Consider the following 25,503-nt stretch of genomic DNA (forward strand, 5'->3'; position numbering starts at 1 on the left):
CCCTTCGTGCTGGTGGGGGTTTAGATGCTGTTCACATCGAGCGGGATGCCGGGGCCGAACGTGGTCGACACGGCGCCCTTCATGATGTAGCGGCCCTTGGAGGAGCTGGGCTTGAGGCGCACGATCTCCTCGAGTGCTGCGGCGATGTTCTCGTTGAGCTGCTCGGCGGTGAAGGATGCCTTGCCGACGACGAACTGCACGTTGGCGTGCTTGTCGACGCGGAATTCGATCTTTCCGCCCTTGATGTCGGACACGGCCTTCGCGACGTCAGGCGTCACGGTGCCGGTCTTCGGGTTCGGCATGAGGCCACGCGGGCCGAGCACCTTTCCGAGACGGCCGACCTTGCCCATCAGCTCCGGGGTCGAGACGGCGGAGTCGAACGAGGTGTAGCCGGCGGCCACCTTCTCGATCAGCTCGTCGCCACCGACCTCGTCGGCGCCGGCTGCGATGGCCGCATCGGCGGCCGGGCCGGTTGCGAAGACGATGACGCGGGCGGTGCGACCGGTCCCGTGAGGAAGAATAACGGTTCCACGCACCATCTGGTCCGCCTTGCGCGGGTCGACGCCGAGCTTGAGGGCAACCTCAACGGTCGAGTTGAAGTTCGCCGAACCGGTCTCGCGGGCCAGCGTGACGGCCTCGACGGGGGTGTAGAACTTGTCGGCTTCGATCTTTTCGGCCGCGGCCCGGTAGGCCTTTGACTTCTGTGCCATTTGAATCTCCTGTACAAAAATTTGAGAGTGTGGTGCGAGCCTGGCTGGCTCTTCCACGTACTGCTGGGTGGCGGGATGCCGGGGGTTTAGGCTCAGGCCTCGACCGTGATGCCCATCGAGCGGGCCGTGCCGGCGATGATCTTCGACGCAGCGTCGAGGTCGTTCGCGTTGAGGTCGACCATCTTGGCTTCGGCGATTTCGCGAACCTGCGCCTTGGTGAGCTTCGCAACCTTGACGGTGTGCGGGGTACCGCTGCCCTTGGCGACGCCGGCAGCCTTCTTGATGAGCTCCGCCGCGGGCGGGGTCTTCAGGATGAAAGTGAATGAACGGTCGTCGTAGACGGTGATCTCCACCGGGATGACGTTGCCGCGCTGGGATTCCGTCTGGGCGTTGTAGGCCTTGCAGAATTCCATGATGTTGACGCCGTGCTGACCAAGCGCCGGCCCGATGGGCGGTGCGGGGTTGGCGGCGCCGGCCTTGATCTGAAGCTTGATCAGACCAGTTACCTTCTTCTTCGGTGCCATTGTTCTTCCTTCTTTGTGATGACGAGCAGCCGCGAGGGCCGCTCTCCCGGTGGCCCGGATGGGCCCCGGTGAACTGGAAACTTCTTAGAGCTTGGTGACCTGGTCGAAGCTGAGCTCCACCGGGGTCTCGCGCTCGAACAGGGACACCAGCACGATGAGCTTGCCGCTCTCCGCCTTGATCTCGCTGATCGATCCGGGCAGACCCGCGAACGAGCCTTCCTTGATCGTGATGGTCTCGCCGATTTCGTAGTCGATCTCGGCCGGGAGGGCGCGGGTGGGAACCTTGCCGCCGTGGCCTGCGCCGGACTTCGCGGTGGGCACTTCCTGGATCTCGACGAGGCTCTTCAGCATGCCGAAGGCCTCTTCGAAGCGCAGGGGGGTCGGGTTGTGGGCGTTGCCGACGAAGCCGGTGACGCCGGGGGTGTGGCGAACCACGGACCAGCTGTCTTCGTTCAGGTCCATCCGCACCAGCACGTAGCCGGGGATGCGGACGCGAGTGACCATCTTGCGCTGGCCGTTCTTGATCTCGACGACGTCTTCCATCGGAACCTCGACCTGGTAGATGAAATCTTCCATGGCCATCGACTGCTTGCGGTTCTCGATGTTCGACTTCACGCGGCGTTCGAAGCCGGCGTAGGAGTGGATGACGAACCACTTGCCCGGCTGGAAGCGCAGTTCCTTGCGGAACTCGGCGTACGGGTCCTCGTCGACGGCTTCCTCGGCCGCGGCCTCGGTCGCCTCTTCGTCCTGCACGGCCTCGACGGACGCATCCGCTTCGTCGGCGGAGTCGATGTCGAGGGCGTCGTCGACGAGCGCGTCGGCCTCGGGGTCGACCGATTCGGCGAGCGCGTCAAGCGCGGCGTCGAGATTGTCTTCGACGCCGATGCTCGGGTCGAACACGTGCACGGCTGCCTGCTCGGCGGCCTCTACGGAGTCTTCTTCGGCGGCGAGGGTGTTGCCCTCCTGCGCCTCGTCTTCGTCTGAGGACTGTTCGGCAGCGGTGGCCCAGTCGACATCGTCGTGATTCGTCTCAGTCACTAAATCTCAATCCTTATCTATTGCCTGGGCACGAAAGCGTGACCCGTTCAGCGTTGCCATGAATCCTTGCGGGAGCCGCCTGGCGGCATCCGTTCAGCCGCTTGGCGTTCCGAACACGTATGTCACGACGAGCGCGAACACCCAGTCGAGTGCCGATACCAGGGCCATCATGATCACCACGAAGACCAGCACGACACCCGTGTAGCTCAGAAGTTCCTTGCGGGTCGGCGTGACGACCTTGCGGAGCTCCGCCATGACCTGCTTGAAGAACAGGGACATCCGAGCGAAGGGACCGCGCTGGGAATCGCGCGCCATTCTCGCGTTTGCGACGATTTCCTCACTGGGTTCGTCGACAACTTTTCGGGCCACCTGTTCACACCTTTCCTGGGCCGACGGAATGCCACCGACTTGCAGGGCGGACAGGACTCGAACCTGCAACCTGCGGTTTTGGAGACCGCTGCTCTACCAATTGAGCCACCACCCTATGCAGAGAATCCTGAGCGCCACTCGTCTTCGCGGCTTTCGGGCGAGTCACTCGGACACACCAAAAAGGGCGCAAAAAAGCATGGCAGAATTCAACTACCTCGATCAAGTCTAGGTCACTCCGGGACGAGAGTAAAGCCGGGGCACCGCGGGGGCCGCCCGCTCCGAGATTCACGTCCCCGCGCCTTCGCCGGGATGGCCTGCCGCCGTATGCTCGAAGCGTGGCTCACGAACTCAAGCGAATCTCTACTCGGATCGGCTCCATCGCGGAGTCGGCGACCCTCAAGGTCGACGGCAAGGCCAAGGCGCTCCAGGCGGCCGGCCGGCCGGTGATCAGTTTCGCCGCGGGCGAGCCTGACTTCCCGACCCCTCCGCACATCGTCGAGGCGGCGCTCCTGGCGGTGTCGGACCCGAAGAACCACCGCTACACCCCGGCGGCCGGGCTGCCCGACCTGCGCGAGGCCATCGCGGCCAAGACCCTCCGGGACAGCGGGCTGGTGATCTCGCCCAGTCAGGTGGTCGTCACCAACGGCGGCAAGCAGGCGGTCTACCAGGCCTTCGCCACGCTGCTCGACCCGGGGGACGAGGTCATCGTCCCCACCCCGTACTGGACCACCTACCCCGAGTCGATCCGGCTGGCCGGCGGCGTGCCGGTCGACGTCTTCGCCGGCGCCGACCAGGGCTACCTCGTCACGGTCGAGCAGCTCGAGGCCGCGCGTACCCCGCGCACCAAGGTGCTGCTGTTCGTGTCGCCGTCGAACCCGACCGGTGCGGTCTACTCTCCCGAGCAGACGAAGGCCATCGGCGAATGGGCCGAGGAGCACGGCCTGTGGATCATCAGCGACGAGATCTACCAGAACCTCACCTACGACCCTTCGACGAGCTCAGGGCAAGCGGCGGAACAGCGCGCCGTGTCGATCGTCGAGGCCGTGCCCGCCCTGGCCGACCGCACCATCCTCGTCAACGGCGTCGCCAAGACGTATGCGATGACCGGCTGGCGCCTCGGCTGGATGGTGGGCCCGCAGGACGCGATCAAGGCCGCCGCCAACCTGCAGTCGCACCTGACCTCGAACGTCTCGAACATCTCCCAGCGCGCCGGCATCGCCGCCCTGACCGGGCCGCAGGATGCCGCGCTCGCCATGCGGGACGCCTTCGACCGCCGCCGCACGGTCATCGTCGCCGAGCTGAACAAGATCCCCGGCATGGTGACCCCGACGCCGCAGGGCGCGTTCTACGTCTACCCTGACGTCACCGGCCTGCTCGGCCGCCCGTGGGGCGGCGTCACGCCGACGACGTCGCTCGAGCTCGCCGACCTGATCCTCGACCAGGTCGAGGTGGCCGCGGTCCCGGGTGAGGCCTTCGGCCCGAGCGGCTACCTCCGTTTCTCCTATGCGCTCGGCGACGACGCCCTGCTCGAAGGAGTGCAGCGCCTGCAGCGCCTCTTCGCCTGACCTGGCCGAGAGCCGTCAACAGCCAAACCAGGCCGAGCGGTGGGGCACGGTATTCTCACACACGTGCACACGGAGCGATAACCGCGCTAGAGACTGACGTACGAGCCGGCGATCATGGAGGCGGCCTTGGTGCCGCTCACGTAGTTTCCGCGCAGGTCGCGTCCGGAACCGACAGCACGGGATGTCGTCACATAGCTTCCGACCGCGGAGGCCCGGGGCAATCGAGTCGTGACGTAGGTGCCCTCTTCCTGGGGAGCGAGTCGGGGAGCAGGCCTTTCAGTCTCGCGGGACGTCTCAAAGTCGGTGGAGAGGTCGAGTTCGCTGGTGATCGTCATGGTGCAGTCCTTTTGTTGATTGAGGGATTGGTGGTGGGTAGTGGCGCGCCGAAGACATCCGGACAGCTCCCTGCACGCACTCAGGTCAGAGTTCGCATGCGCTGGGGGCGTTGCTGCCGGAGTGTTGCTAGCTGGCCGCGCCCTCGATCGCGATCTGGCTCCGGCAGGCTCCGCAGAGTCCGGTAAAGGTGACCTCCGCAGCGAGAACCGTAAAGCCAGAGGTGTCGGACGGGGTGAGGCACGGGGCCGCTCCGATGACGCAGTCGACATCTTTCAGGTCCCCGCAGCGCACGCAGAGAATGTGGTGGTGATTGTCACCGACACGGTACTCAAACCGTGCGGGTGAGCCGGCGGGGTCAACGCGACGCACAAGACCCGCGGAGGTGAATGCAGCCAGAACTCCGTACACGGCTTGCACCGAAGTGCCCGGCAGCTCGGGGCGCACACTCGCGAACACTTCATACGCGCTGGAGTGCGGCGCACTCTGCAGTGTCTTCAGGACGGCCAGTCGTGGAGCGGTGACTTTCAGCCCAGCCGCTCGCACCGCGTCGGCCAGGCTGGCCGAACCGAGGGAATCTGAATGCGTCATTTCGATAACACTACAGGTTGTTTTGATAATATCAAATCTAGTCGGTGATCCGGTGCCTCGTGCCGGTTGGGTCTACCCTGCCAACGGTGCCGCTCAGGCAGCGCACAGGCGGGAATTCCCGCCCTCGCGGGTGGATATCCCGTAGACGCGTCGGTGACGACGGAGATCCTGGTCGAAGACTTGCCCCAGCCCGGTTGAGCGAATCGCACACGCGGTGGTCCTGGAGCGTCGTCGATCTCCTCGTCAACAACGCGGGGAATGTGCGCGCGGGGAGGCTTGAGTTGAGATGCGGGTGTCCACTCGATGATCGATCTTGATCTCACCGCCCCTATCCTGTTGACCAAGACCCTGTTATCCACGCTCCTTCGGAATTGGGAGGGGCGCGGCAGCATCCTCTTGAACGTTTCCAGTGGGATTGCGCTCGTCGGATGCCGTTCTACGCGATCTATGCGGCAACGAAGTCGGGCATCGCGCAGTTTGGCGAGTCGCTTCGAGACATCCGGTGCCGGACCTGCGCCCGCGTTCCAGACCTCCCGCAACGACAGCAACCCGTGGCGGATGTAGGGCGACAGCCGGGACGCACCGCAAGCCGATTCCGGAAGCACCTGGTTGCGCGTCGCGGCATACCCTGCCACGTCGAACGCGTTGAGCGCAGCATCCGCAACGGTTTGGCCACCCCGGATGTCGGGACTCGCCCGGACGCGATCACTCACGGGGTGCGACAGGTAGCGTTCGACAACGGCCTCCGGCGAGATCCCGGCAAGGGAGATGATCACCGGTCGATTCTCAGTTGCGGAAAGGAAGAAATACCAATGTCGAACCGGGTTTGCACCTCGACCATCTCGGGTGCACTCCCTGCCCCCGCCCGACTCTCTCCCCCGCCTCGGGACCCATTATTGAGGGTGCGCCAACTTTCTGTGGCCATTGATCGTGGCGGCATCCGAAGATTGGCCGGCCGCCCCTAAACCCTCGCGGGCGGCGCTTGCCGCTTCGCCCCCGGGCTGGCACGCTATGGAGATGGAATCTTCGTCCGCCGTCGTGCGCGTGCGCGACCTGCACAAGTCTTATGGGAGTTTCGAGGCCGTCAAGGGAATCAACTTCGACATCCACCCAGGTGAAACGTTCGCTTTGCTCGGCCCGAACGGCGCCGGCAAGAGCACCGTGATCGAGATCCTCGAGGGCTACCGCGACCGCAGTTCCGGCGAGGTGAGCGTGCTCGGCGCAGACCCGCAACGCGGTGGACTTGACTGGAAGGCGCGCTTGGGCGTCGTGCTGCAGTCCACCGGCGAGAGCGGCGCCGTGACTGTGACCGAGCAGCTCAGCCACTTCGCCGGCCTCTACCCCAATCCGCGCGGCGTCGCGGAGGTCATCGCCGCCGTAGGCCTCGAGGAGAAGGCGAAGACCCGCATCAGCCGCCTCTCCGGCGGGCAACGCCGGCGAGTGGATGTCGCACTCGGCATCATCGGTCGGCCGGAGCTTCTGTTCCTCGACGAACCGACCACGGGGTTCGACCCCGAGGCGCGGCATCAGTTCTGGGACCTGGTGCGCCGGCTCAAGGCGGAGGGCACCACCATCCTGCTCACCACGCACTATCTCGACGAGGCCGCCCAGCTGGGCGACCGAGCCGGGGTGATCAACGGCGGACGGCTGATCGACATCGGAGCCATCGACGAGATCGGCGGCGCCGAGGCGCGGGTGCCGCTCGTGCGCTGGCGGGACGCCCACGGAGTAATCAAAGAAATTCGCACCGATCGGCCCGGCCAGGTGGTGGCCGAGCTGGTCGGCGCCGCGGGCGCAGAACCTGTCGACCTCGAGGTGATCCGGCCCAGTCTGGAGGCCGTGTACCTCGGCCTCGTTCGCGGGGCGACCGATCAAATCCGTGGCGAGGAGGATGCCGGCAAGCAGTCGGACGACCGCGATACGGCCACTGGCCGGGTGGCAGCCGACGAGTTGGCGGCCGACGAGACGACGGTCACGGAGGCGCATTCATGAGCGACGCCACCACAGCCGCCGCCCGCCGCCCGGTCGACGGCATGCGGATGCGGCGCCCCGGCCTGCTCGGGCTCGGCGCCTCCCGCGTGGTCTACGAGACCCGGATCTACTTCCGCAGCCCCGACAGCGTTTTCTTCACCTTCCTGTTCCCGTTCATCATGCTGGGCATCTTCACGGCGGCGTTCGGGGCTCGGGGCAATATCGGCGAGGCGCCGGACGGCACCGGCGGCATCAGCGTGGGTGCGTACTACCTGCCAGGAATGCTCGCCGCGGGCATGCTGCTCTCCGGGGTGCAAAACCTCGCGGTGGACATCGCCGGGGAGAAGGGGGACGGCACCCTCAAACGCCTCGGCGGCACGCCGTTGTCCCCGCTGAGCTACTTCATCGGCAAGATCGGCATGGTACTGGTCACGGGCACGATTCAGGCGGCGCTGCTGATGCTCGTTGCACGTTTTGTGCTGAACATCGACCTGCCGACCGACCCGGACACCTGGCTGACCTTCGCCTGGGTCTTCCTGTTCGGAACGATCACCTGCGCCTTCCTGGGCATCGCACTGTCTGCGCTCCCACGCTCGGGAAGGAGCGCAACGGCCGTGGTCATCCCAATCGTGCTGATCCTGCAGTTCATCTCCGGTGTCTACCTGCAGTTCTACCTTCTGCCGGAGTGGATGCAGAACCTGGCGAGCGCGTTTCCCCTGAAGTGGATGGCGCAGGGCATGCGCGCAGTGTTCCTGCCGGAGAGCTTCGCCAACCTGGAGCAGTCGGGCTCGTTCGACCTCCCTCTGGTGGCGCTCAACCTCGGCATCTGGCTCGTGGTCGGGCTCGTGCTCAGCAGAGTCACGTTCCGGTGGATCCGGAAGGACGCCTGAGCCACGGACGCCCGGCATCCGCGCGCACACGGCGGCGTCTACAGCAGCTTGCGCTCGAGCGCCCAGGCCGTGAGCTCGTAGCGGGAGGACAACTGCAGCTTGCGCAGCACCGCCGACACGTGCGTCTCGACGGTCTTCGGCGAGATGAACAGGGTGCCGGCGACCTCCCGGTAGGTGTAGCCGCGGGCGATCAGGCGCATCACCTCCTGCTCGCGGCCGGAGAGCCGGTCGAGCTCCTCCATCGTCTCTGCCATCTCGCCGGCGACCGCGCCGAAGGCGTCGAGCACGAACCCGGCCAGCTTCGGCGAGAACACGGCGTCGCCGGACGCGACCCGGCGGGCGGCCTCCGACACCTCGGCGCCGGACGCGCTCTTGGTGATGTAGCCCCGCGCGCCCGCTCGGATCACCCGCACGACGTCGTCGGCGGCGTCCGACACGCTCAGGGCCAGGAAGAGGGTGTGCGGGGCGCTGGGCGCTGCGTCGAGGATGACCTCGCCGCCGCCGCCGCCGCGACCTCCGGGCAGATGCACGTCAAGCAGCACCACCCGAGGTTGCAGCCGGGCGACGATCGTGACCGCCTCGTCGACGGTCGCGGCCTCGCCGAGCACCCTGATGCCCGCGTCGAGTTCGGCGCGCAGCCCGGAACGGAAGATCGAATGGTCGTCGACGATCACGACCGACAGGAGCGCGACATCCGCGCCAGGCCCGTCGAGCGTGGCGGATGCCTCGGCGACCGGATCGCCGGATCGCGCCTCATTGCTCGTCATGGCCCTGATCCTCTGCTCCGGTTCCGGCGCCGGCTGTTGCTGCGCTGGGTGCTCCGGCGTTTGCGGTTGCGGCGCCCACGCCGATAAGCGGGGCGGATGTCGCAGTCCCGCCGAGCGGCAGGCTCAGCAGGATCTCGGTGCCCGACCCGCCTGGGCCCGGCCGAACCGCTGCGGATCCACCGATCCGATTCATCCGCCCGATGATCGACTCGCGCACGCCGTGCCGGTCGGACGGAATGTCGGCGAGTCGGAAGCCAGGTCCCCGATCGGTGACGCTCAACGTGCTGCCGACCTTGCTCGTCTCGAGGTAGACCGAGACGGTGCCACCAGCGTGCCAGGCCGCGTTCAGCATGGCCTCGCGGGCCGCGGCGATCAGCGCATCCGGCACGACGGCCGGCGCGGTTCCGACCGTCACCACCTCGAACTGCACCGGGAAGTCGGCCTCGATCTCCCCAACGATGCGCCGAAGCGCGGCCGGCAGATCGATCGGCGCCTCGGCGGGGGCGAAGGTGCCAGAGGTGTCGGCAGGGTCTGCCGGGCGGGCCCCGCGTGCACCGGCGCCGTGCACTCCGGTGAACAACCACTCCCGCAGCTCCCGCTCCTGGGCCCGGGCCAGGCGGGCCGCGTCGCTGTGCGGGCCGGCCTTCTGCTGGATCAGCGCGAGGGTCTGCAGCACCGAGTCGTGGAGGTGCGCGGCGATCTCTGCCCGCTCAGACTCGCGAATCCGCTCCGAGCGTTCATCGGCGAGGTCGCGGGACAGCCTCACCAGCCACGGCGCGATCACGACGATCACGCCCAGCAGCACCGAAACGGATGCGACGACCACCGTCCATCCGCCCTGTTGGTCACCCGTGACGAAGAACAGCAGGATGCCGACCGCGACCAGCAACAGGGCGCCGAGCGCCCGCACGAGCAGCGCCGAGGAGTCACTTCGCGCGCCGACCCGGATGTCGGCGAACTGCCGCCAGGCGAGGGCGACGCCCGCGAGCACGACGATTCCGGGGATCACGACGGCCAGCGGCACATTCAGGCCGAGTCGACTCGCCGCCAGTGCCGATCCGGCGGCGAGCAGGGCAAGGCCGAGCAGGATTTCGGTGACCGGGGCCGCACGCGCGGCGGTGGCGTCCGCTGACCCGACGGATGCCGCTCCACCCGAGACCTGCCCGTCGACCAGTGGACCGCCACGGTCCGGAACGCTCAGCCCACCTACTCGACCAGGTGCGGCCGCCGGCCGAGCCAGGCTCGCCTTCGGCAGGGCGCCGGAGCGCGGCGGAGTGTCGGGGATGGTCACCCAGAGCCAGGCGTAGAGCAGGGCACCCGCGCCGCCGGCCATGCTGAGCAGCACCGTGCCGACCCGCACCGCGGTCACGGGCAGCCTGGTGTGCTCGGCGAACCCGGCGCAGACGCCCGCCACCAGCCGCTGCCTCGGCCGCGTCATCCGCTCGGTTCTCATCTCTTCATCAAAGCACCCTGAACGACGGCTGGGGCCCAGGCATCCGGATCTCAGGGTTGAATCAGGGTCGTCCCTGATGGCCCTGTCGCCCCGCCGGTGGTTGAGTCTAAGCATGACAGCAGAGAATCCCGACTACCCCGCGAAGGGTCAGACCCCCACCAGGCCGGATCAACTCACCCGTTTCTTCGACTGGATCCGGCGCAGCGGACTCGTGCGCGGCAGCGAACGCTGGCTGGCCGGTGTCTGCGGCTCCGTCGCGGCGATAACGGGCCTCGACCCCATGATCGTGCGCGGAATCGTCGTGGTGCTGGGCGTGCTGGGTGCTCCCGTCGTGTTGCTGTATGCGATCGGCTGGGCGCTGCTGCCGAACGTGCTCGGCCGGATCCACGCCGAGGAGGCACTCCGCGGCCGGTTCGAACCCGCGATCATCGCCATCATCGCGCTCCTCGTGCTGACCATCGCGCCGTTCAACCGCGGATTCTGGTGGGACGGTGCCCCCGGCGCCTGGGGAATGCCCGACTGGATCACCGCGACACTGAGTGTGGCGTGGGGCCTCGCCGTCGCCGCGGGAATCGTGTGGCTGATCGTCTACCTCGTGCGGCGCCGCCAGGCCGGGACCACGCCGGGCGGGCCGGCGCAGGGCGGGCCAGCACTGGGCGGGCCGGCGCCATACGGTTCTGCGCCCTATGGATCGACGCCATACGGTTCTGCCCCCTACGGATCGGCTCAGGGCGGGCCGACACCCCCGGCGTCGCCGGACGAAACGACGATCACGACGCCACCGCCTCCCGCGGTGCGGCCGGTGCCCGCCGACCTCGGCCCGCTGACGGCCGATTCGGCCGCCGCAGCGCAGCCGACCGAGGCATTCCCTCAGGGGGCGCCGAACCAGGAGACGCCGAGCGATACGTCACCGCCCGCGGCGTACTCCACCCAGGCACCTTCCAGTCCGGCATTTTCCAGTCAGGAGTACCCCCCGCAGGGCTCCCCCATTCACGAGCAGGCCGCAGCGTGGGCGGGTCAGGAGGAGCAGAACCGGCTGCGGGCGGATCAGAACCGGGCCTGGCAGGACCAGAACAGAGTGCGGCGGGAGCAGCAACTCGCCCAGCAGTCCGAGCGTGCCGCCCGGTGGCGCGCACGCCGACCCAGCGCCGCCACCACCACGATCACGCTGGGCCTCGCTCTCCTGGCCGGCGCGATCGCCTACCTGGGCTACTCGAGCGGCGAGTGGTCGACCGGCGCATTCGTGTTCGGCCTGGCCATGGCACTCGGCCTGGTCGCCGTCGGAATCATCGTCGCCGGCATCCGCGGTCGGGAGAGCGGCGCGCTGGGCTGGATGGCCCTTCTCGCCGTGGTGGCGCTCGTGTGGGTCGGGGTTGCGCCCCAGGGAACCCAGTTCACGTTCGCCGGCAACCAGCGCTGGAACGTCGTGTCCTCCGCCGAAGACTCCCCAACCGGCTACGCCATGGTCGCCGGCGCTCCGACCGTTGACCTCAGCGACCTGGACACGGCAACGGGACGCCAGACGAACGGTCAAACGGTCGACGTGTGGCTCGGGTTCGGGGTCACCACCCTCGTTCTGCCGGCCCGGCGGCCGGTCGAGGTCGAGGTCCATCTTCTCGCCGGGGTGGTCGGCTCTGAATCGACCGGCGGCGAGCCCGTGCGGGGCGGTGTGCTCATTCGGGACGTGCGCACCGTCAACGGCACGGATGCCCGGTCCGTTCCCCGCATTCGCGTCTGGTCGCTCGCCGGCCAGGTCAAATTCATCGGCGGCAGCGATGCCGGCAGCACACTCAGGAGCACCCCATGACCGATTCCGAGAACTCGACCCCGACCGTGGATCCGACCGTGGATCCAACGCCGACCGCGACCGAGAACCCGACCGTAGACAGTGCGTCCGTGCCGGATGCCGCGACGCTCCCGTTCCAGACCCTGCCTAATGCGTCAGCGACACTTCCGTTCCCGACGATGCCGGAGGCCGTCGCGCCGCCAGCCGGGTCGTCGACCACGCCCCGACGGAATCCCCTGTTCGGCACCATCCTGTGGGGAACCCTCGCGCTCGCATTCGCCGGGTTCATGGTGTTTCGCACCCTGGTACCTGGCTCGATGGACCCCTCGCTGTGGCTGCTCGGCGGCGTGATCGCGACGGGTCTCGTGCTCGTCGTCGCCGGAGTGGCGGCGGCGATGCGGCACCCGTCCTGATCGCACGGCCACCGGCATCCGCCCCGCAGGCGCCCGCCGGCGCCCGCAGGCGCCCGCCGGCATCCCTCACCCGCCGGGCCGAGATGCTCGCGGCGCACCCTGCGGAAGCCGGCGCACGTTCTAACGCGCGCCCGCTTCCTCAACCTGCGCCGCGAGCATGTACCGAGACGAGCGAGCCCGCGCGACGAGCGAGCCCGCGCGACGAGCGAGCCCGCGCGACGGCTAGAGGCCGAGGCCCACCAGCATGGGCTCCGGCTGCAGGATCACGCCGAACTCCGACTGCACCCGGCCCTGCACGAAACGGGCGAGCTGGCCGATCTCGTCCGCGGTGGCCCCGCCGCTGTTGGTGAGCGCGAGGGTGTGCTTGCTGGAGATGGCCGCGCGCGACCCCGGCAGCCGGAAGCCGCGCGAGATCCCGGAGTTCTCGATCAGCCAGGCCGCGCTGAGCTTGACGAGCCGCACGGGGCTCGGATCCGCGACCGGCCCGACCCCGTAGTACTCGTCCAGCGGGATCACCCGGTCGGGCAGCTCCGCGTCCCCGAGCGGCCAGCGCGGCGCCGCATCCGGCATCGTGCGGGAGAAGGCCAGCGACACGATCGGGTTGGTGAAGAACGACCCGGCGCTGTGCGTGTCGGGGTCGCCGGGGTCGAGCACCATTCCCTTGGCCCCGCGCAGGGCGAGCACGGATGCCCGCAGCGCCCCGAGCGGCACCCGGTCGCCCACCTGCACCCCGAGCGCCCCCGCCAGCTGCGGGTAGGCGACCGGCCGGCTGAGCGCGCCGCCGAGCACGGATGCCTCGGCCTGCGTGTCGTGCAACTCCAGTTCGACCGCGAGCACGAGGCCGCGCAGCCCCTGCTTGAGCACGGAGGTGCGGTAGCCGAGCTCGAGCTCCGCCGCCTCGATCCGGCGGCGGACGCCGGTCTCGTAGTCGAGGAAGTCGATCGCGACCAGGCTGTCGGAGAGCTCCTGGCCGTAGGCGCCGATGTTCTGCACGGGCGCGGCCCCGGTCGAACCGGGGATGCCGGAGAGCGCCTCGAGGCCTGACCAGCCCCGCTCGACGGTGTGGGCGACGAGATCGTCCCACGGTTCGCCGGCCTGCACGCGCAACCGCACCCGGTCGGCCGCCGCGGCATCGGCCGCCGGGGCAGCGCCCGCCGTGGCACCGCCCGCCACGGCATGGGCCGCCACGGCATCCAGCACCGTCACTCCACGGGTGAGCACCCGGATCACGGTGCCGTCGAAGCCGTCGTCGGAGACGACCGTGTTCGAGCCGCCGCCGAGCAGCATCCACTCGTCGCCGGAGCCCCAGGCGGTGAGGGTGGCGTCGACGAGTTCCTGCTCGGTGGCCGGGGAGAGCAGCCGGGCCGGCAACCCGCCGACCCGCATGGTGGTCAGGTCGGCGAACCGGGGCGCCCGCCCGGCGAGCGCGCCGGAATCGGGCACCGAATCGTCCACGGAATCAGGCATCGCTGAGCGGTGCGGCGGCCAGGCGGACGCGCACCTGCGCTTTGCCGAGCACGGTCACCTCGTTGAACGAAACGGTGAGGTCGATCCGTGCGATTCCGGCATCCGCGTCGATGGCGCCGACCTTGGCGACAACCGTCACGACGGCGCCGGCGACCGGGTCGACGAGCACCGGGCGGGTAAAGCGCACCTGGTAGTCGACGATGCGGCCCGGGTCGCCGGCCCAGTCGACGACCGGCTGCACGGCCAGGCCCATTGTGAACATGCCGTGCGCGAGCACGCCGGGCAGCCCCACCGAGACCGCCACATCGTCGCGGTAGTGGATGGGGTTGAAGTCCCCGGATGCCCCGGCGTAGCGCACGAGGGAATCGCGGGTCAGCGGGAAGCTCGCTTCGGCGACGACGGCGCCGACGACCAGGTCGTCGAGGCGGGGCGTGGTGCTTTCGATGCTCATTCGTCTCCCCTGACGACAAGGGTGGAGGTCGCGGTCACGACGTGGGCGCCGGCCGCGTCCACGACGCGGGACTCGGCCGTGACCATCGAGTGGCCGCCCAGGCTCTTCACGCTCGCCACGGTCAGGGTCGCCGTCAGCAGGTCGCCGGCGACGATCGGGCGGCTGAAGCTGAACCGCTGGTCGCCATGGACGACGCGGCTGAAGTCGATGCCGGCATCCGGTTCGGCCAGCAACTGGGCCAGGGTCGCTTCCTGCACGACCACCGCGAAGGTGGGCGGGGCGACGACGTCGGCGTAGCCCGCTGCGCGCGCGGCCTCCGGGTCGTGGTTGATCGGGTTGGTCGCGAAGACGGCGCGGGAGAACTCGCGCACCTTCTCCCGGCCGACGAGATAGGAGGCGACCGGCGGGAAGACCCGGCCCTGCAGTTCGGGGTTGACAGACACAGGAGGAGTTTACCGGTCGCGCCGGGAAGCGGGCCGATCAGGCAGCCTGAATCGGGCAGACTGAGGGGTGTGAAACTTGCCCGCGTACGCCTGGCCGACCCCGAGGTCGCCCCTCTCCTCGCCGACCTTCGCCGCGAGTACGAGGAACGCTACGGCGACGGCGACTCGGTGCACGACGTGGAGGCGGACGCCTTCGACCCGCCGCACGGCGGCTTCATCGTGCTCCTCGACGGCGGCAACACCGTGGCGGGCGGCGGCATCCGTCGCCTCGACGACGCCACCTGCGAGGTCAAGCGGATGTGGACCAACCCGGCCTACCGCCGGGCCGGCCACGCGTCGACGGTGCTCGCCGCCCTCGAGGAGCTGGCCCGCGAACTCGGCTACCGGCACGTGCGGCTGGAGACCGGCTACGCCCAGCCGGAGGCGCTTGCCCTCTACCGCCGCCTCGGCTACCGGGAGATCGGCAACTACGGCATCTACGACCGGGCGACCGGGTTCGAGCGGTCGTTCCCGGCCGACGACGCCGCCCGCTGAGCCGCAGCCGTCCCGGCCCGCGATATCCGGCATTGGCCTGCACCGCGCGCGCTTGCTAGTTTTGGCAGTGCCATGCATAACAAATTAGATCCCCACCCCGACCTTCCCATCGACCTCCCGACGGCCGAGCGCATCCACGCTGCCGTGGAGCACTATGGCGAACAAGCGGTGATCGACAACTCCATCGCTCTCCTCCGCGCCAAGAACGCCGGCAAAGACTTCCTGCTCTACGCCGGCGGCCGCCACGCGCTGGGCATCCTCGACGGCGCCCCCGCCCTGTACTGGCCCGAACTGTGGGGCGCCCGCGCCCTGCTCTACGTCTGGAGTGACGCTGCGGCGCCCTACGTCGTGGTGGGCCTGAACAACCAGGCCTGGCGGGTGCGCGAGATGTGCGCGCGGGTCATCATGCTGCGGGGCCTCGAGGTGGCCCCCAAGCTCGTGCGCCTCACCACCGACGAGGTGCCCCGGGTGCGCGCCGCCGCCCTGCACGCCCTGGCCGCGCAGGGGACCGCCGACCACCTCGCCACGATCGTGCAGCGCCTGCGCGACCCCGACAAAGAGGTCCGCCGCGCCGCCCAGCAGGCCAGGGACGTGCTCTCCGGCCGCTGGAACCTGCCGAAGGACCCGAGCCAGGGCGTGGAGCAGACCCACGGCACCCGGCACACGCACGACGAGAGCGAGTAGCATCACCTCTCGGCGGATGTCGCCGACGGCATCCGCAGGGTGAGGGGATCCTGATGTTCCAGCGTTACGTCGCCATCGGCGACAGTTTCACCGAGGGTGTCGGCGACGAGCTGCCGGGCGGCCGGCTCCGCGGCTGGGCCGACCTGGTCGCGCTCGGCCTCGCCGCGGCCTCCGACGCCCCGGTCTCCTATGCGAACCTCGCCGTGCGCGGGCGCCTGCTCGGCCCGATCGTCGCCGAGCAGCTCGAACCGGCCATCGGCCAGGCCCCCGACCTGCTATCGATCTGCGGCGGCGGCAACGACCTGATGCGACCCCGGGTCGAGATCGGCTACGTCATCGACCTGATGGACCAGGTCGTCGAGCGCGGGCTCGACAGCGGCGCCCACGTGCTCGTGCTCAGCGGAGGCAACCCGTCACGCCACCTGCCGATGGGCGCGGTGATGCAGCGCCGCGGCGACCGGCTCGCCGAGGCCGCCCGGGACGCCTTCGTGCGCCCGGGGGTCACCCTGGTCGACAACTGGGCCGACGCACACCTCGCCGACGCGCGGTTCTGGTCGGTCGACAAGCTGCACCTGAACGCCCTCGGGCACACCCGCGTCGCCTCCAACGTGCTCGACGCGCTCGGCGTGCGGGTGCCCGCCGAATGGGCCGAGGTCGAGGCATCCGCCGCCGACCGGGTGCAGGGCACCGCCGCGTACTACCGCGAGTACGTGTTGCCGTGGATCGGGCGCAGGCTCACCGGCCGCTCCTCCGGCGACGGACGGCCGCCGAAACGCCCCACCCTCGAGCTCGTCGACGCCTGAGCCGGGGTGCCGCCCGTTCCGGCCGGCGACGCCTCGCCCCGGAATCCGGGGTCACGCACGCCCGCGTCCAGACATTGACGTTCATCAATATATGGTGGATGATTGCATCGACAACGATCAATGCACCGAGGGAGAGCCACATGAGTGAGCACACCGACACCGTGCGCGAGGCGGTGCGCGCCCGCTATGCCGGCGCGGCCCTCGCCGTGACCCGGCGGGACGGGACCCCGGCCGCATCCACCGCCTGCTGCGGACCCGGCGACGCGGCGGATGCCGCGGCCGACTGCTGCGGACCGGCGTTCGTCGACGAGAGCCTCGTCTTCGGCGCCGCGCTGTACGACCCCGCCTCGACCGACGACCTCCCCGAGGCGGCGGTGCTGGCCAGCCTCGGCTGCGGCAACCCCACGGCGGTCGCCGATCTCCGCACCGGGGAGACCGTGCTCGACCTCGGCTCCGGTGGCGGAATCGACGTGCTGCTCTCCGCCCGCCGGGTGGGCCCGACCGGCTTCGCCTACGGTGTCGACATGACCGACGAGATGCTGGACCTGGCCCGGGCCAACGCCACGGCCGCCCACGCCGAGAACGTCGAGTTCCGGAAGGGCACCATCGAGGACCTCCCGCTGCCCGGGGAGAGCATCGACGTCGTGATCTCCAATTGCGTGATCAACCTGTCCACCGACAAGCCGGCCGTGCTGCGGGAGATGTTCCGGGTGCTCGTTCCGGGCGGCCGGGTCGGCGTGTCCGACGTCGTGGCCGAGAACCAGCTCAGCCCGGCGGACCGCGCCTCACGCGGCTCGCACGTCGGCTGCATCGCCGGTGCCCTCTCGGTGCAGGAGTACACGAACGAACTCGGCCTGGCCGGCTTCGAGCAGGTGAGCGTCAGCCTCACCCACGAGGTCGCCCCCGGCATGCACGGCGCGATCGTGCGAGCCGTCAAGCCGCTCGCCGCCTGATCCCGTCAGACGACGGGCGGCACCCGCAGCAGGGCACCCTCCTCGCGGCAGGTGGCGGCCGCGATGCGCATGGCATCGGCCAGCAGTCGCTGCCAGCCCGCGGCATCGGCCGGCACGCCCCGGGTCAGGAACGTCTGCACGCTGGAGGCGAGGGTCGCGTCACCCCCGCCCATCGTGTCGACGACCGCGCCGGGCAGCGGGGTGATCGGCTCGCTCACGAGCAGGCCGTCGTCGGTCTCGATCGTCGCCCCGTCGCGGCCGGCGGTCGCCAGCACGTGGTGGGTTCCGGCGGCCACGAGCCGCGCTCGCAGCTCGGCCAGGGTGCTGCCGTAGAGCAGCTCGGCGTCGTCATCGCCGACCTTGGTCAGCAGGCTGCGGGCGGCGGCGCGCTCGAAATTGCGCACGAACGCCTCGCGGTCGGCGAGCATGCCGGCGCGCGGGTTCGGGTCGATCACCAGGCGCGCCTCCGGGTCGGCGACGGCGGACAGGAAGGCATCCGTCTGGGCCGTGTCGTCGAACGGGAAGCAGCTCACGACGACGAGACGGGCGGCGTCGAGGGCGGCGCGTTCCGCGGGCCCGAACTCGATCCGGCGCTTCTTCGCGGCCTCGTTGAACGCGTAGCGCGGCTCGCCGTCGGTGCGGTCGGAGGTGGCGCGGGAGCTGCCGTGCGGGCCGGGAGTGGCGATCAGGGTGACGTCGTGAGCGGCGAGGGCTTCCCGCAGCACCGCGCCGTCCGCGTCGTCGCCGACCATGGCGATGAGCGTCGTCGGAACGCCGAGCACCGCGAGGCCGACGGCCACGTTCAGGGCCGCGCCACCCGGGAATTCGCGCAGGGACTCGGCGTCGCGGAGTTCGTCGATGAGGGCGTCGCCGACGACGACGACACGGTTGGATTCAGTCATTCGGTCGTATCTCCCCTGATCCGCGAGTGATCAGCTCGTCCTTGCGCCCAGCCTACGACCCCGGGTCCGCGGACGTAGGACGAAGGACGTACGAGCGAGGAAGGGCCGCCCGATCTCCGGGCGGCCCTTCTGTTGTCCAGTGCGGTGTTCGTCAGGTGCGCCGGCCCGAGATCGACCGGACCAGGAACATGATCACGGCGATGACGAGAAGCACGACCCCGACCCAGAGCAGGAACTGCAGGGATTGCACGAAACCGCCGGTGAGGAGAAGCACGACCGCCACGATTGCGATGATGACCAGTAACAGGTTCATGATTGCCGACCTCACTTTGCTCTACTGCCGGGGGACCTCCCCGGTAACCGGCAGCATAATCCGATCCGGTCGGTTCGGGCAGCAACCGGCTCAGGAATTTCCGAGCCGGCGTTGTTGACGAGCACGTCGAGGCAGCCGGCCTCCCCGAGGACGGTCGCGATCCCGATCATCCGGTCGACGCGGCACTCAACCAACCAGTTAGTAAGCTCGGTGCATGGCACGAGATTCCCAGGGCACCCGGCGGCGCATCCTCGAGGCGGCGACCGCCGAATTCGCCGAGCGGGGCATCGCCGGTGCGCGGGTCGACCGGATCGCGGCGAGCGCGGGCTGCAACAAGAGCCTGCTTTACACCTATTTCGGCAACAAGGACCGGCTGTTCGAGACGATCTTCGACTCCCTTGTCGCCGAGATGGTCACGGCCACCCCCATCGACACGACCGACCTCGCCTGCTACGCCGGCCGGCTCTTCGACCGGTACTGCACCCACCCCGAGGTCGTGCGCCTGGCGCTCTGGGATCGGCTCGAACGCGACGGCCAGGGGATGCGGGTGGCCGGTATCGTCGCCGCCGAGACCGCCAAGGCGGAGGCTCTCGCCCGCGCCCAGGACGGCGGCGCCGTCTCGGCACTGCTCTCCCCCGCCGATCTGCTCGCCGCGATCACGCTGGTCACCTCGCTCTGGCCGCTCATGCAGGCCCATGACGATTCACCGAGCCCGGCCCGGCTCGCCGAGATGCGCACGGCCGTGACCGCAATCGTCTCCCGGCTCACCGACCCCGGCCCCACGCGCTGAGCCCCTCTGCCCGCTCCCGACGACGGAGGCGAGCCCCACCCACCACGACGGGAGTCTTCATGACCGAAACCACCGGACCACCCTGGATCACCGGGGCCGAGATCTTCCGCCGGGTCGGCTTCCGAGCCGCGGCGCGCGCGATCGACGAGGCACTCGCGGGTGGGCTCGATCCGGCGCGGGACTTCGACCGCGGCATCCTCGACCTCGACCATGGCCAGCTGCTGCTGATGCCGGCCCAGGCGGCGCGGTTCGCCGGCGTGAAGGTCGCCACGGTCGCCCCGGGCAACCCGGCCCTCGGCCGGGAGCGGATCCAGGGTGTCTACCTGCTGCTGGACGCGGCGACGCTCGGCCCGGTGGCGATCCTCGACGGCGCCGCCCTCACCACCCTGCGCACCCCCGCCGTCTCCGCCGCGGCCGCGAACCACCTCGCGCCCGCCGGAATCGACCGGATGGTCGTGTTCGGTTCCGGGCCGCAGGCCTGGGGTCACATCGAGGCGATGCGCGGCATCCGCGAGATCGGCCAGGTCACGATCGTCGCCCGAAACCTGGGCCGGGCCGAGGACCTCGCCGCCCAGGTGCGGGAATCCGGTCAGGCCGCGGGCGTCGGCACGGCCGCCCACGTCGGTGACGCCCAACTGATCGTCTGCGCGACGACCGCGCGCACCCCGCTCTTCGACGGAACCCTGGTGCCGGATGACTCGTGCACCGTCGCCGTCGGATCGCACGAACCCGACGCCCGCGAGCTGCCCTCGGCCCTCATCGCCCGCGCACAGGTCGTGGTCGAGGACGCGGCGGTCGCCCTCCGGGAGGGCGGCGACGTGATCATCCCGATCGAGGAGGGCGTCGTCGCAGCCGGCTCCCTCGTGCCGTTCCGCTCCATCGTGACCGGGCGAATCCCGGTCGACCGGGGCCGCCCGCGCGTGTTCACGAGCTCCGGCATGTCCTGGGAGGACCTGGTCGTGGCCACGGCGGTGTTCCAGGCCCGGTGACCCGGCCGCCCCGTCACCTCCCGGGCCCCGCCGCCGTTCCGGCGATGGAGGGCATGCCGCCCGGGTCGAGGACCGCACCCGGGCCGGCCGCGGCCAGTCGGTGTTCGGCCAGCCAGCCGTCCAGCTCGGCGGCAGGCACGGGGCGGCAGAGGAAGTAGCCCTGGGCCTGGTCGCACCCGTAGCGGGTGAGGTCGTCGCAGGCCACGGCATCCTCAACGCCCTCGGCGACCATGATCAGCCCCAGGCTGTGCGCGAGGTCGATGGTGGAGGACACCAGTGCCGCGGCGCGCGGATCGTCGGACATCGGGAAGACGAAGGCTCGATCGAGCTTGAGCTCGTCGATGGGGAGTTCGCGCAGGTAGGCCAGCGAACTGTACCCGGTGCCGAAGTCGTCGACCGAGACGCGCACACCACTCCTCCGCAGCCGGCCCAGGATGTCGCGGGCGCGGTCCCGGTCGTCCATCAGGAACTCCTCGGTGATCTCCACCGTCAATACGGAGGAGGGCAGCCCCCTCGCCTCGAGCATCGCGCCGATGCGTTCGGGCAGGCCGGCGTCGACCAGGGAGCTGGCCGAGAAATTGACCGCGACCGACAGCGGAGTGCCCTGCCGCTGCCAGGTTGCGGCCTGGTCCAAGGCGAGGCGAAGAACGATTGTCGTCAGATCGCGCATGAGCCCGGTCTCCTCGGCGAGGGCCAGGAACGTGCCCGGGTAGAGCAGGCCCAACCGCGGGTGGTTCCAGCGCACGAGGGCCTCGACTCCCCGGACCTGGCCCGTGGCAAGCTCGATCTTGGGCTGGTAGTGCAGCACGAGCTGATCCTCGGCGAGCGCCACCCGCAGTTCCTGGAGGGTGCGCAACCGTTCCTGGCCTCGGTTGTCATCGGAATCGACGTAGACGTGGTGGCCGCTGCGCGCGGCCTTGGCCTTGTACATCGCCATGTCGGCCTTGCGCAGCAGGGTGGTCAGGTCATCACCGTGGTCGGGGAACAGGGCGATTCCGACGCTGGCGCTGGCCTGGAGGGAGATGCCCGCGAGGGTGAACGGTGCCGCCATCGCCGCGCGCAACCGGCCGGCGGCGAGCACGGCCGCGTCGGGCCCGGCGTCGTCCAGGAGCACCGCGAACTCGTCTCCGCCCAACCGTGCCAGTAGATCGCCGGAGCGCAGCTGCTCCGACAGACGGGTTCCGATCTGAACCAGCAGGAGATCCCCGATGTCATGTCCGAGGCTGTCGTTGACCTCCTTGAAACGGTCGAGATCGAGCAGGAGCAGCGCACTCCGCCCGCCCCGGCGGGCGGCCAGCCGCAACGGCACGTCCGAATGCAGGGCGCGGCGATTGGGCAGCCCGGTCAGGTCGTCCGTCCTGGCCAGGAGCCGGAGGTCCGCGACCTTGACCACTCGCCGGAAGGCCAGCTGGGTGCGCACCCCAGCCAGGAGGATCGTCAGCCCGGCCAGGACGACCGCCAGGCCCGGCACACTCCCCTGGCTCGCCAGCAGCAGGATGCCGAGGGCGGCCGCCGTCGCCACGGTCGGCACGGCAAGCGGGCCGGCCCCTGCGACGGCGGGATTCGCCGGGCCGCCCCCGCGGGGCAGCTCGTTGGCCCAGACCGCGATGAAGGCGAGCCCCACGGCCCAGCCGGCGTCCAGCGGCGTTCCACCCTCGTAGGCGGCGGAGTGCTGGAGCAGTGCGTAGGCGGCGTCAGTGGCCGCAAAGATCAACAGTCCGCCGGCCAGGAGGATCCAGCGACCCGGCGCCAGCCGCGGAGACGCGGCGATCCCCACCACGGCGGCTACCAGGAACAGGTCGGCCAGGGGATAGGCGACCCCCACGACGGTCGCGGACGACAGCGGCCCGCTGGCCGCGGACTCCAGGATCGGGCTCAGGACCACGGCAAGCACTCCCGCGGCGCCGAAGGAGCCCACCGTGCTGTCCAGCAGCGCCGACCACGGGAACGTCCTGGCCTGGCGGTGCACGACCGCTGTCAGGCCGGCCAGGATGAGGGGACTGAACAGCAGGTAGCCGATGTCAGCCGGAGAGGGAAAGGGCGGACTGCCGCCGATCGGAGCGGAGAGGATGTAGTAGCTGTCGCCGAGGGCGTACGATGTCACGCCGGCGGCGCACAGGGCGAGCGGGGCGCGCATGAACCGGGACCTGGCCACGGCGGTCCAACAGACGAGGGTGGACATCCACATCGCCAGCGCGGACAACCAGCCGTCCAACGACGGGTTGAATCCCTCGCCCGGGATCAGCAGCACCAGGACGTAACAGGCGACGACCAGCCACATGGCCCAGACCAGCCAGCGCCTGGCGCCCGTGGGACGCCAGGATTCCCGGCGTCGTGTGGAAATGCTCAACATCTTCGCCCCCCGCGAGTTCCGTTGACCTCACGCTAGCCGACGGGCGACCCCGCACCCTCGTCGCCGCTCACCCAGAACGGGTGTCAGCCCGTGCACAGAAGTTCGAACCGACACCGATAGTGCGGATAAGTGCGATTATCGGGGCGGGATGCGCGATCCAGTGGGTGAGCGCCGCCGGCGCCCAGGCGGGACCGGCTACGCCGCGCGCAGCGTGCTGAGACCCGTGGCGAAGGACGCCTCGAACCTGGCGATCTGCGACTGCGGCACGCCGTTGCCTATGGCGACTTCTCTCCACCGGCTGACCTCGTCGGCGACCTCAGCAAGCACTGCCCGTGCTTCGGCTGCGGATAGCCGACAAGGTCGGGCGAGCTCCATGAGCCCCTCGGACTCATCCGCGGGTGAGTCAGCACCAGCGATCGTGGTCTGCCGCAGCCCTGGATGCGGGTTCGGGTTCACGTCGAACGCCGGGCTGAGTGTCCATCCTCCGCGGCCGTGGAGGAACCCGTGATTGCGGAGGTGGTCGTCGGTGTTGTTCAGCCCGACGCTGATTGCGACGCGACGGAACAGCTGGAGCGAGTCCTCCTTCGCCTGGGCACTGACCTCGGCGAGGATGTCGGCGATGTCGACGTAGTCGGCGCTTTCGCCATCACGGTGCACGAGCATGGTCATCACGCTTGAGTAGCCGATTCGGCCGCCGTTCTCTGTGCGGTCGAACCGGTTGAGCAGGAGCACGTGTCGTCCATCGACGCGTACGAGCCGGCGAGGGGGCACGGGCACTCCGGCCGCGGCCGCGAGGTCCAGCGCGGTCGCCTCCCAAGCCATGACGTCCCATTCGTCTTCCGGGTGTGGGAACTTCGCGATGAGCTGGCGGCTGTCGTTGTCGAGCACGGCAGCTTTCGGTCGAGCGCCTCCGAGGGAGCCCGTTCCCGCGGCCAGGAGCAGCTTGAGGGCCTCGTAGCCGTCGTCGCCTGTGTCTCCTGACGCTGTGTCGGCTGCATTGAGAAGTTCGGGAAGGCTGAGCAGCCGGGGCACGGTGTGGTCCGGCTCGAGGAACGCAGAGCCTGGTTCAGCCCGGTATCGCAGAGAACCTTGCCGGGTGACGTCGCTGACCCCGGCTAAGAAGTCCGCGTCATCGAAGTCTCGCGGCCGGCGAGACTCTGCGCGCGCGAGGAGTCGCTCGCGTTTCTTGATGAGGTTGCGCCCCCAGCGGTCCGGCGCTGAGTCCGAGAACGCTCCGGGCAGGCCCTGTGTCTGTTGGGTGCCGGAGACGAGCTGAAGCGCCGGGTCGAGCGGGTATGCGGAGGTGTGAGCAAGGTAGCTCTGGTCGTAGTGGAACGTCGTCGAGGTGAGGTTACCGCGGCTACGGTGGAATTGCGCGCGGCCAGCGAGCACCGTCTCTCCGGCGAGTTCGACGTGCACCTCGAGTGCGTCGTAGAGGGTCATCGAATGCGCTTCCGCTCGAGCTGGCCTGCTCGTGCTCGGCCGAGATCGGTGTCAAGTGGCTCCAGCGCCTTGGTGAGCGTCTCGAGGATCCCCAGGGCGCGGGCTACGCGAAGCACGACGTGGAAGCTCACGCCCGGATCGCCGTGCTCGAGCTTGCGAAGCGTGTCCCGGCTGATGTCGGCTCGGTCTGCGACCTGGGCGGCCGTGAGCCCGAGGATCTTCCGCCAGCCGGCGAAGTCCTGACCGATCTCGCCGGCGGATCTGAGGATCGCATTGGGCAGGTCTACTACCATGGAACGCCTCCGGACTTAATGACGATTATTACGGCCACTATAGCGGTTAGTGGCTAGCAAAGCGGTCATTACTAGCGGTAGTTCGTGGCGTAATGCTCCTCGGCGACGATGTGCCAGGGCCGCGTTGAGCTGGAGTTCGGCGTCTTCGGCGCTGAGTTCACCAGTGAGGATTCGCCGGGCGGATTCGAGGGCTTCGACACTCGGGTAGTGGCCCGCGAGCTGCTGACCCTCTCGCGTTCGGGGTGGTTCCCGAAAAAAAGAAAGACCCCGTGACCGATGGAATTCTGGGTCACAGGGCCTTTATGTGTAGCGGGAGCGGGAATTGAACCCGCGACACCACGATTACGTTCGACCCGATTCGACCTGTTGGACCAACAGCGCGAAACCTCGTCAAACCTCGACTGGACTAGAAGTTCCTGGTAAGAGGTGATCCGATTCTATCCAAATGCTTCTGCCCACTTAGGCCGGTCTCGACGCAATAAACGGTGAATAAAGGTGCGTGCGTCGAGTCCACTTTCAGAGGGCACAGTGACCATCGGATCATAGGATCATCGATGGAGCCTTGGCCGCTCACTTCCTGCAAACTTTGACCCGTCTGATCGAGGTCCCCTGGACGATCATCGTGTGATCGTCACTGGGGATAGGTGCGGTGCTCGGACGGCGCGGTCTCGCTCC

General features: G+C 69.1%; 28 protein-coding genes and 1 tRNA gene. 12 read left to right on the forward strand and 17 right to left on the reverse strand.

The window, feature by feature from the left end; translation table 11 throughout:
- Window positions 1-20 precede the first annotated feature (20 nt).
- The 5 genes from rplA to E3O48_RS07125 form a co-directional block, all read right to left on the reverse strand.
- A complete protein-coding gene (rplA, locus tag E3O48_RS07105; RefSeq protein WP_134506161.1) occupies window positions 21-710 on the reverse strand; it encodes a 50S ribosomal protein L1 in 690 nt (229 codons plus the stop codon).
- A gap of 92 nt (window positions 711-802) precedes the next feature.
- Window positions 803-1,234, reverse strand: a complete 432-nt coding sequence (gene rplK, locus E3O48_RS07110; RefSeq protein WP_134424703.1) for a 50S ribosomal protein L11 — start codon at window positions 1,232-1,234, stop codon at window positions 803-805.
- 84 nt (window positions 1,235-1,318) lie between these two features.
- Window positions 1,319-2,272 carry a transcription termination/antitermination protein NusG gene (gene nusG / locus E3O48_RS07115; RefSeq protein WP_134537865.1) on the reverse strand — a complete coding sequence of 318 codons (954 nt, stop codon included), beginning with the start codon at window positions 2,270-2,272 and terminating at the stop codon, window positions 1,319-1,321.
- A gap of 93 nt (window positions 2,273-2,365) precedes the next feature.
- Complete coding sequence (gene secE, locus E3O48_RS07120; protein ID WP_134537866.1) at window positions 2,366-2,641, reverse strand: preprotein translocase subunit SecE; 276 nt, start codon at window positions 2,639-2,641, stop codon at window positions 2,366-2,368.
- A 42-nt stretch (window positions 2,642-2,683) separates the two neighbouring features.
- A tRNA-Trp gene (locus E3O48_RS07125) sits at window positions 2,684-2,756 on the reverse strand.
- 220 nt (window positions 2,757-2,976) lie between these two features.
- Between E3O48_RS07125 and E3O48_RS07130 the strand changes: the two genes are divergently transcribed.
- A complete protein-coding gene (locus E3O48_RS07130; protein WP_134537867.1) occupies window positions 2,977-4,206 on the forward strand; it encodes a pyridoxal phosphate-dependent aminotransferase in 1,230 nt (409 codons plus the stop codon).
- An 86-nt stretch (window positions 4,207-4,292) separates the two neighbouring features.
- Here E3O48_RS07130 and E3O48_RS07135 read toward each other — a convergent pair whose 3' ends face one another.
- Both E3O48_RS07135 and E3O48_RS07140 read right to left on the reverse strand, forming a co-directional pair.
- Window positions 4,293-4,541 carry a hypothetical protein gene (locus tag E3O48_RS07135; RefSeq protein WP_134537868.1) on the reverse strand — a complete coding sequence of 83 codons (249 nt, stop codon included), beginning with the start codon at window positions 4,539-4,541 and terminating at the stop codon, window positions 4,293-4,295.
- Window positions 4,542-4,668: 127 nt separating this feature from the next.
- Complete coding sequence (locus E3O48_RS07140) at window positions 4,669-5,130, reverse strand: Fur family transcriptional regulator (protein WP_134537869.1); 462 nt, start codon at window positions 5,128-5,130, stop codon at window positions 4,669-4,671.
- 1,011 nt (window positions 5,131-6,141) lie between these two features.
- Between E3O48_RS07140 and E3O48_RS07145 the strand changes: the two genes are divergently transcribed.
- Both E3O48_RS07145 and E3O48_RS07150 read left to right on the forward strand, forming a co-directional pair.
- On the forward strand, window positions 6,142-7,122 hold the full coding sequence (locus E3O48_RS07145) for an ABC transporter ATP-binding protein (protein WP_370249392.1): 981 nt from the start codon (window positions 6,142-6,144) through the stop codon (window positions 7,120-7,122).
- Window positions 7,119-7,991: an ABC transporter permease gene (locus tag E3O48_RS07150; RefSeq protein ID WP_134537871.1), complete on the forward strand. Its 873-nt coding sequence runs from the start codon at window positions 7,119-7,121 to the stop codon at window positions 7,989-7,991. The genes E3O48_RS07145 and E3O48_RS07150 overlap by 4 nt, the downstream gene beginning before the upstream one ends.
- A gap of 38 nt (window positions 7,992-8,029) precedes the next feature.
- Here E3O48_RS07150 and E3O48_RS07155 read toward each other — a convergent pair whose 3' ends face one another.
- Window positions 8,030-8,758, reverse strand: a complete 729-nt coding sequence (locus E3O48_RS07155) for a response regulator transcription factor (protein ID WP_134537872.1) — start codon at window positions 8,756-8,758, stop codon at window positions 8,030-8,032.
- The gene (locus tag E3O48_RS07160; protein ID WP_241982440.1) at window positions 8,745-10,196 is read right to left on the reverse strand and encodes an ATP-binding protein; all 1,452 of its coding nucleotides are present in this window, start codon (window positions 10,194-10,196) and stop codon (window positions 8,745-8,747) included. The genes E3O48_RS07155 and E3O48_RS07160 overlap by 14 nt, the downstream gene beginning before the upstream one ends.
- Window positions 10,197-10,323: 127 nt before the next feature.
- Here E3O48_RS07160 and E3O48_RS07165 point away from each other — a divergent pair, with 127 nt between their 5' ends.
- Both E3O48_RS07165 and E3O48_RS07170 read left to right on the forward strand, forming a co-directional pair.
- Window positions 10,324-12,018, forward strand: coding sequence for a PspC domain-containing protein (locus E3O48_RS07165; protein ID WP_166788641.1), 1,695 nt, complete (start codon window positions 10,324-10,326; stop codon window positions 12,016-12,018).
- On the forward strand, window positions 12,015-12,410 hold the full coding sequence (locus tag E3O48_RS07170) for a hypothetical protein (RefSeq protein WP_134537875.1): 396 nt from the start codon (window positions 12,015-12,017) through the stop codon (window positions 12,408-12,410). The genes E3O48_RS07165 and E3O48_RS07170 overlap by 4 nt, the downstream gene beginning before the upstream one ends.
- Before the next feature lie 222 nt (window positions 12,411-12,632).
- On the opposite strand, the gene E3O48_RS07175 is transcribed toward E3O48_RS07170, so the two are convergent.
- The 3 genes from E3O48_RS07175 to E3O48_RS07185 are packed head-to-tail and all read right to left on the reverse strand — an operon-like array spanning window position 12,633 to window position 14,771.
- Window positions 12,633-13,877, reverse strand: a complete 1,245-nt coding sequence (locus tag E3O48_RS07175; RefSeq protein WP_134537876.1) for a UDP-N-acetylmuramate dehydrogenase — start codon at window positions 13,875-13,877, stop codon at window positions 12,633-12,635.
- Window positions 13,870-14,328, reverse strand: a complete 459-nt coding sequence (locus E3O48_RS07180; protein WP_134537877.1) for a MaoC/PaaZ C-terminal domain-containing protein — start codon at window positions 14,326-14,328, stop codon at window positions 13,870-13,872. The genes E3O48_RS07175 and E3O48_RS07180 overlap by 8 nt, the downstream gene beginning before the upstream one ends.
- Entirely contained in the window at window positions 14,325-14,771 is a 447-nt protein-coding gene (locus tag E3O48_RS07185; RefSeq protein WP_134537878.1) for a MaoC family dehydratase N-terminal domain-containing protein, read from the reverse strand. Before E3O48_RS07185 ends, E3O48_RS07180 begins: the two co-directional genes overlap by 4 nt.
- A 69-nt stretch (window positions 14,772-14,840) precedes the next feature.
- On the opposite strand from E3O48_RS07185, the gene E3O48_RS07190 reads away from it, so the two are divergent.
- The 4 genes from E3O48_RS07190 to arsM all read left to right on the forward strand — a co-directional run bounded on the left by E3O48_RS07190 (window position 14,841) and on the right by arsM (window position 17,745).
- On the forward strand, window positions 14,841-15,305 hold the full coding sequence (locus E3O48_RS07190) for a GNAT family N-acetyltransferase (protein ID WP_166788642.1): 465 nt from the start codon (window positions 14,841-14,843) through the stop codon (window positions 15,303-15,305).
- Window positions 15,306-15,377: 72 nt separating this feature from the next.
- Window positions 15,378-15,989: a HEAT repeat domain-containing protein gene (locus E3O48_RS07195; RefSeq protein WP_134509171.1), complete on the forward strand. Its 612-nt coding sequence runs from the start codon at window positions 15,378-15,380 to the stop codon at window positions 15,987-15,989.
- 53 nt (window positions 15,990-16,042) lie between these two features.
- The gene (locus E3O48_RS07200) at window positions 16,043-16,792 is read left to right on the forward strand and encodes an SGNH/GDSL hydrolase family protein (RefSeq protein WP_134537880.1); all 750 of its coding nucleotides are present in this window, start codon (window positions 16,043-16,045) and stop codon (window positions 16,790-16,792) included.
- Window positions 16,793-16,932: 140 nt separating this feature from the next.
- Window positions 16,933-17,745 (forward strand): arsenite methyltransferase, encoded by an 813-nt coding sequence (gene arsM / locus E3O48_RS07205; RefSeq protein ID WP_134537881.1) that lies wholly within the window; start codon window positions 16,933-16,935, stop codon window positions 17,743-17,745.
- Window positions 17,746-17,750: 5 nt separating this feature from the next.
- Here the strand turns inward: arsM and E3O48_RS07210 are convergent, their stop codons facing one another.
- Window positions 17,751-18,647, reverse strand: coding sequence for a carbohydrate kinase family protein (locus tag E3O48_RS07210; protein WP_134537882.1), 897 nt, complete (start codon window positions 18,645-18,647; stop codon window positions 17,751-17,753).
- 151 nt (window positions 18,648-18,798) lie between these two features.
- The gene (locus E3O48_RS17610) at window positions 18,799-18,960 is read right to left on the reverse strand and encodes a hypothetical protein (protein WP_166788643.1); all 162 of its coding nucleotides are present in this window, start codon (window positions 18,958-18,960) and stop codon (window positions 18,799-18,801) included.
- Window positions 18,961-19,174: 214 nt separating this feature from the next.
- Here E3O48_RS17610 and E3O48_RS07215 point away from each other — a divergent pair, with 214 nt between their 5' ends.
- Together E3O48_RS07215 and E3O48_RS07220 are read left to right on the forward strand one after the other, a co-directional pair.
- Window positions 19,175-19,750 carry a TetR family transcriptional regulator gene (locus E3O48_RS07215; RefSeq protein ID WP_134537883.1) on the forward strand — a complete coding sequence of 192 codons (576 nt, stop codon included), beginning with the start codon at window positions 19,175-19,177 and terminating at the stop codon, window positions 19,748-19,750.
- Window positions 19,751-19,809: 59 nt separating this feature from the next.
- Entirely contained in the window at window positions 19,810-20,739 is a 930-nt protein-coding gene (locus E3O48_RS07220; protein ID WP_134537884.1) for an ornithine cyclodeaminase family protein, read from the forward strand.
- 13 nt (window positions 20,740-20,752) lie between these two features.
- Here the strand turns inward: E3O48_RS07220 and E3O48_RS07225 are convergent, their stop codons facing one another.
- The 3 genes from E3O48_RS07225 to E3O48_RS07235 all read right to left on the reverse strand — a co-directional run bounded on the left by E3O48_RS07225 (window position 20,753) and on the right by E3O48_RS07235 (window position 24,828).
- Complete coding sequence (locus E3O48_RS07225; RefSeq protein ID WP_134537885.1) at window positions 20,753-23,089, reverse strand: bifunctional diguanylate cyclase/phosphodiesterase; 2,337 nt, start codon at window positions 23,087-23,089, stop codon at window positions 20,753-20,755.
- 198 nt (window positions 23,090-23,287) lie between these two features.
- Window positions 23,288-24,535 carry a type II toxin-antitoxin system HipA family toxin gene (locus tag E3O48_RS07230; RefSeq protein ID WP_134537886.1) on the reverse strand — a complete coding sequence of 416 codons (1,248 nt, stop codon included), beginning with the start codon at window positions 24,533-24,535 and terminating at the stop codon, window positions 23,288-23,290.
- The gene (locus E3O48_RS07235; RefSeq protein ID WP_134537887.1) at window positions 24,532-24,828 is read right to left on the reverse strand and encodes a helix-turn-helix domain-containing protein; all 297 of its coding nucleotides are present in this window, start codon (window positions 24,826-24,828) and stop codon (window positions 24,532-24,534) included. Before E3O48_RS07235 ends, E3O48_RS07230 begins: the two co-directional genes overlap by 4 nt.
- Window positions 24,829-25,378: 550 nt before the next feature.
- On the opposite strand from E3O48_RS07235, the gene E3O48_RS18315 reads away from it, so the two are divergent.
- Window positions 25,379-25,456: a hypothetical protein gene (locus tag E3O48_RS18315; RefSeq protein ID WP_370249447.1), complete on the forward strand. Its 78-nt coding sequence runs from the start codon at window positions 25,379-25,381 to the stop codon at window positions 25,454-25,456.
- Window positions 25,457-25,503 lie beyond the last annotated feature (47 nt).

The organism is Cryobacterium sp. HLT2-28 (assembly GCF_004402495.1).
In the GTDB taxonomy this organism is placed as follows: domain Bacteria; phylum Actinomycetota; class Actinomycetes; order Actinomycetales; family Microbacteriaceae; genus Cryobacterium; species Cryobacterium mannosilyticum.

Bases quoted from the DNA above. Each gene is read 5' to 3' on its own strand.
- rplA (WP_134506161.1), bottom strand. From the start codon at position 710: ATGGCACAGAAGTCAAAGGCCTACCGGGCCGCGGCCGAAAAGATCGAA.
- rplK (WP_134424703.1), bottom strand. From the start codon at position 1,234: ATGGCACCGAAGAAGAAGGTAACTGGTCTGATCAAGCTTCAGATCAAG.
- E3O48_RS07135 (WP_134537868.1), bottom strand. From the start codon at position 4,541: ATGACGATCACCAGCGAACTCGACCTCTCCACCGACTTTGAGACGTCC.
- E3O48_RS07140 (WP_134537869.1), bottom strand. From the start codon at position 5,130: ATGACGCATTCAGATTCCCTCGGTTCGGCCAGCCTGGCCGACGCGGTG.
- E3O48_RS07145 (WP_370249392.1), top strand. From the start codon at position 6,142: ATGGAGATGGAATCTTCGTCCGCCGTCGTGCGCGTGCGCGACCTGCAC.
- E3O48_RS07150 (WP_134537871.1), top strand. From the start codon at position 7,119: ATGAGCGACGCCACCACAGCCGCCGCCCGCCGCCCGGTCGACGGCATG.
- E3O48_RS07155 (WP_134537872.1), bottom strand. From the start codon at position 8,758: ATGACGAGCAATGAGGCGCGATCCGGCGATCCGGTCGCCGAGGCATCC.
- E3O48_RS07160 (WP_241982440.1), bottom strand. From the start codon at position 10,196: ATGACGCGGCCGAGGCAGCGGCTGGTGGCGGGCGTCTGCGCCGGGTTC.
- E3O48_RS07165 (WP_166788641.1), top strand. From the start codon at position 10,324: ATGACAGCAGAGAATCCCGACTACCCCGCGAAGGGTCAGACCCCCACC.
- E3O48_RS07170 (WP_134537875.1), top strand. From the start codon at position 12,015: ATGACCGATTCCGAGAACTCGACCCCGACCGTGGATCCGACCGTGGAT.
- E3O48_RS07175 (WP_134537876.1), bottom strand. From the start codon at position 13,877: ATGCCTGATTCCGTGGACGATTCGGTGCCCGATTCCGGCGCGCTCGCC.
- E3O48_RS07180 (WP_134537877.1), bottom strand. From the start codon at position 14,328: ATGAGCATCGAAAGCACCACGCCCCGCCTCGACGACCTGGTCGTCGGC.
- E3O48_RS07195 (WP_134509171.1), top strand. From the start codon at position 15,378: ATGCATAACAAATTAGATCCCCACCCCGACCTTCCCATCGACCTCCCG.
- E3O48_RS07200 (WP_134537880.1), top strand. From the start codon at position 16,043: ATGTTCCAGCGTTACGTCGCCATCGGCGACAGTTTCACCGAGGGTGTC.
- arsM (WP_134537881.1), top strand. From the start codon at position 16,933: ATGAGTGAGCACACCGACACCGTGCGCGAGGCGGTGCGCGCCCGCTAT.
- E3O48_RS07210 (WP_134537882.1), bottom strand. From the start codon at position 18,647: ATGACTGAATCCAACCGTGTCGTCGTCGTCGGCGACGCCCTCATCGAC.
- E3O48_RS17610 (WP_166788643.1), bottom strand. From the start codon at position 18,960: ATGAACCTGTTACTGGTCATCATCGCAATCGTGGCGGTCGTGCTTCTC.
- E3O48_RS07215 (WP_134537883.1), top strand. From the start codon at position 19,175: ATGGCACGAGATTCCCAGGGCACCCGGCGGCGCATCCTCGAGGCGGCG.
- E3O48_RS07220 (WP_134537884.1), top strand. From the start codon at position 19,810: ATGACCGAAACCACCGGACCACCCTGGATCACCGGGGCCGAGATCTTC.
- E3O48_RS07230 (WP_134537886.1), bottom strand. From the start codon at position 24,535: ATGACCCTCTACGACGCACTCGAGGTGCACGTCGAACTCGCCGGAGAG.
- E3O48_RS07235 (WP_134537887.1), bottom strand. From the start codon at position 24,828: ATGGTAGTAGACCTGCCCAATGCGATCCTCAGATCCGCCGGCGAGATC.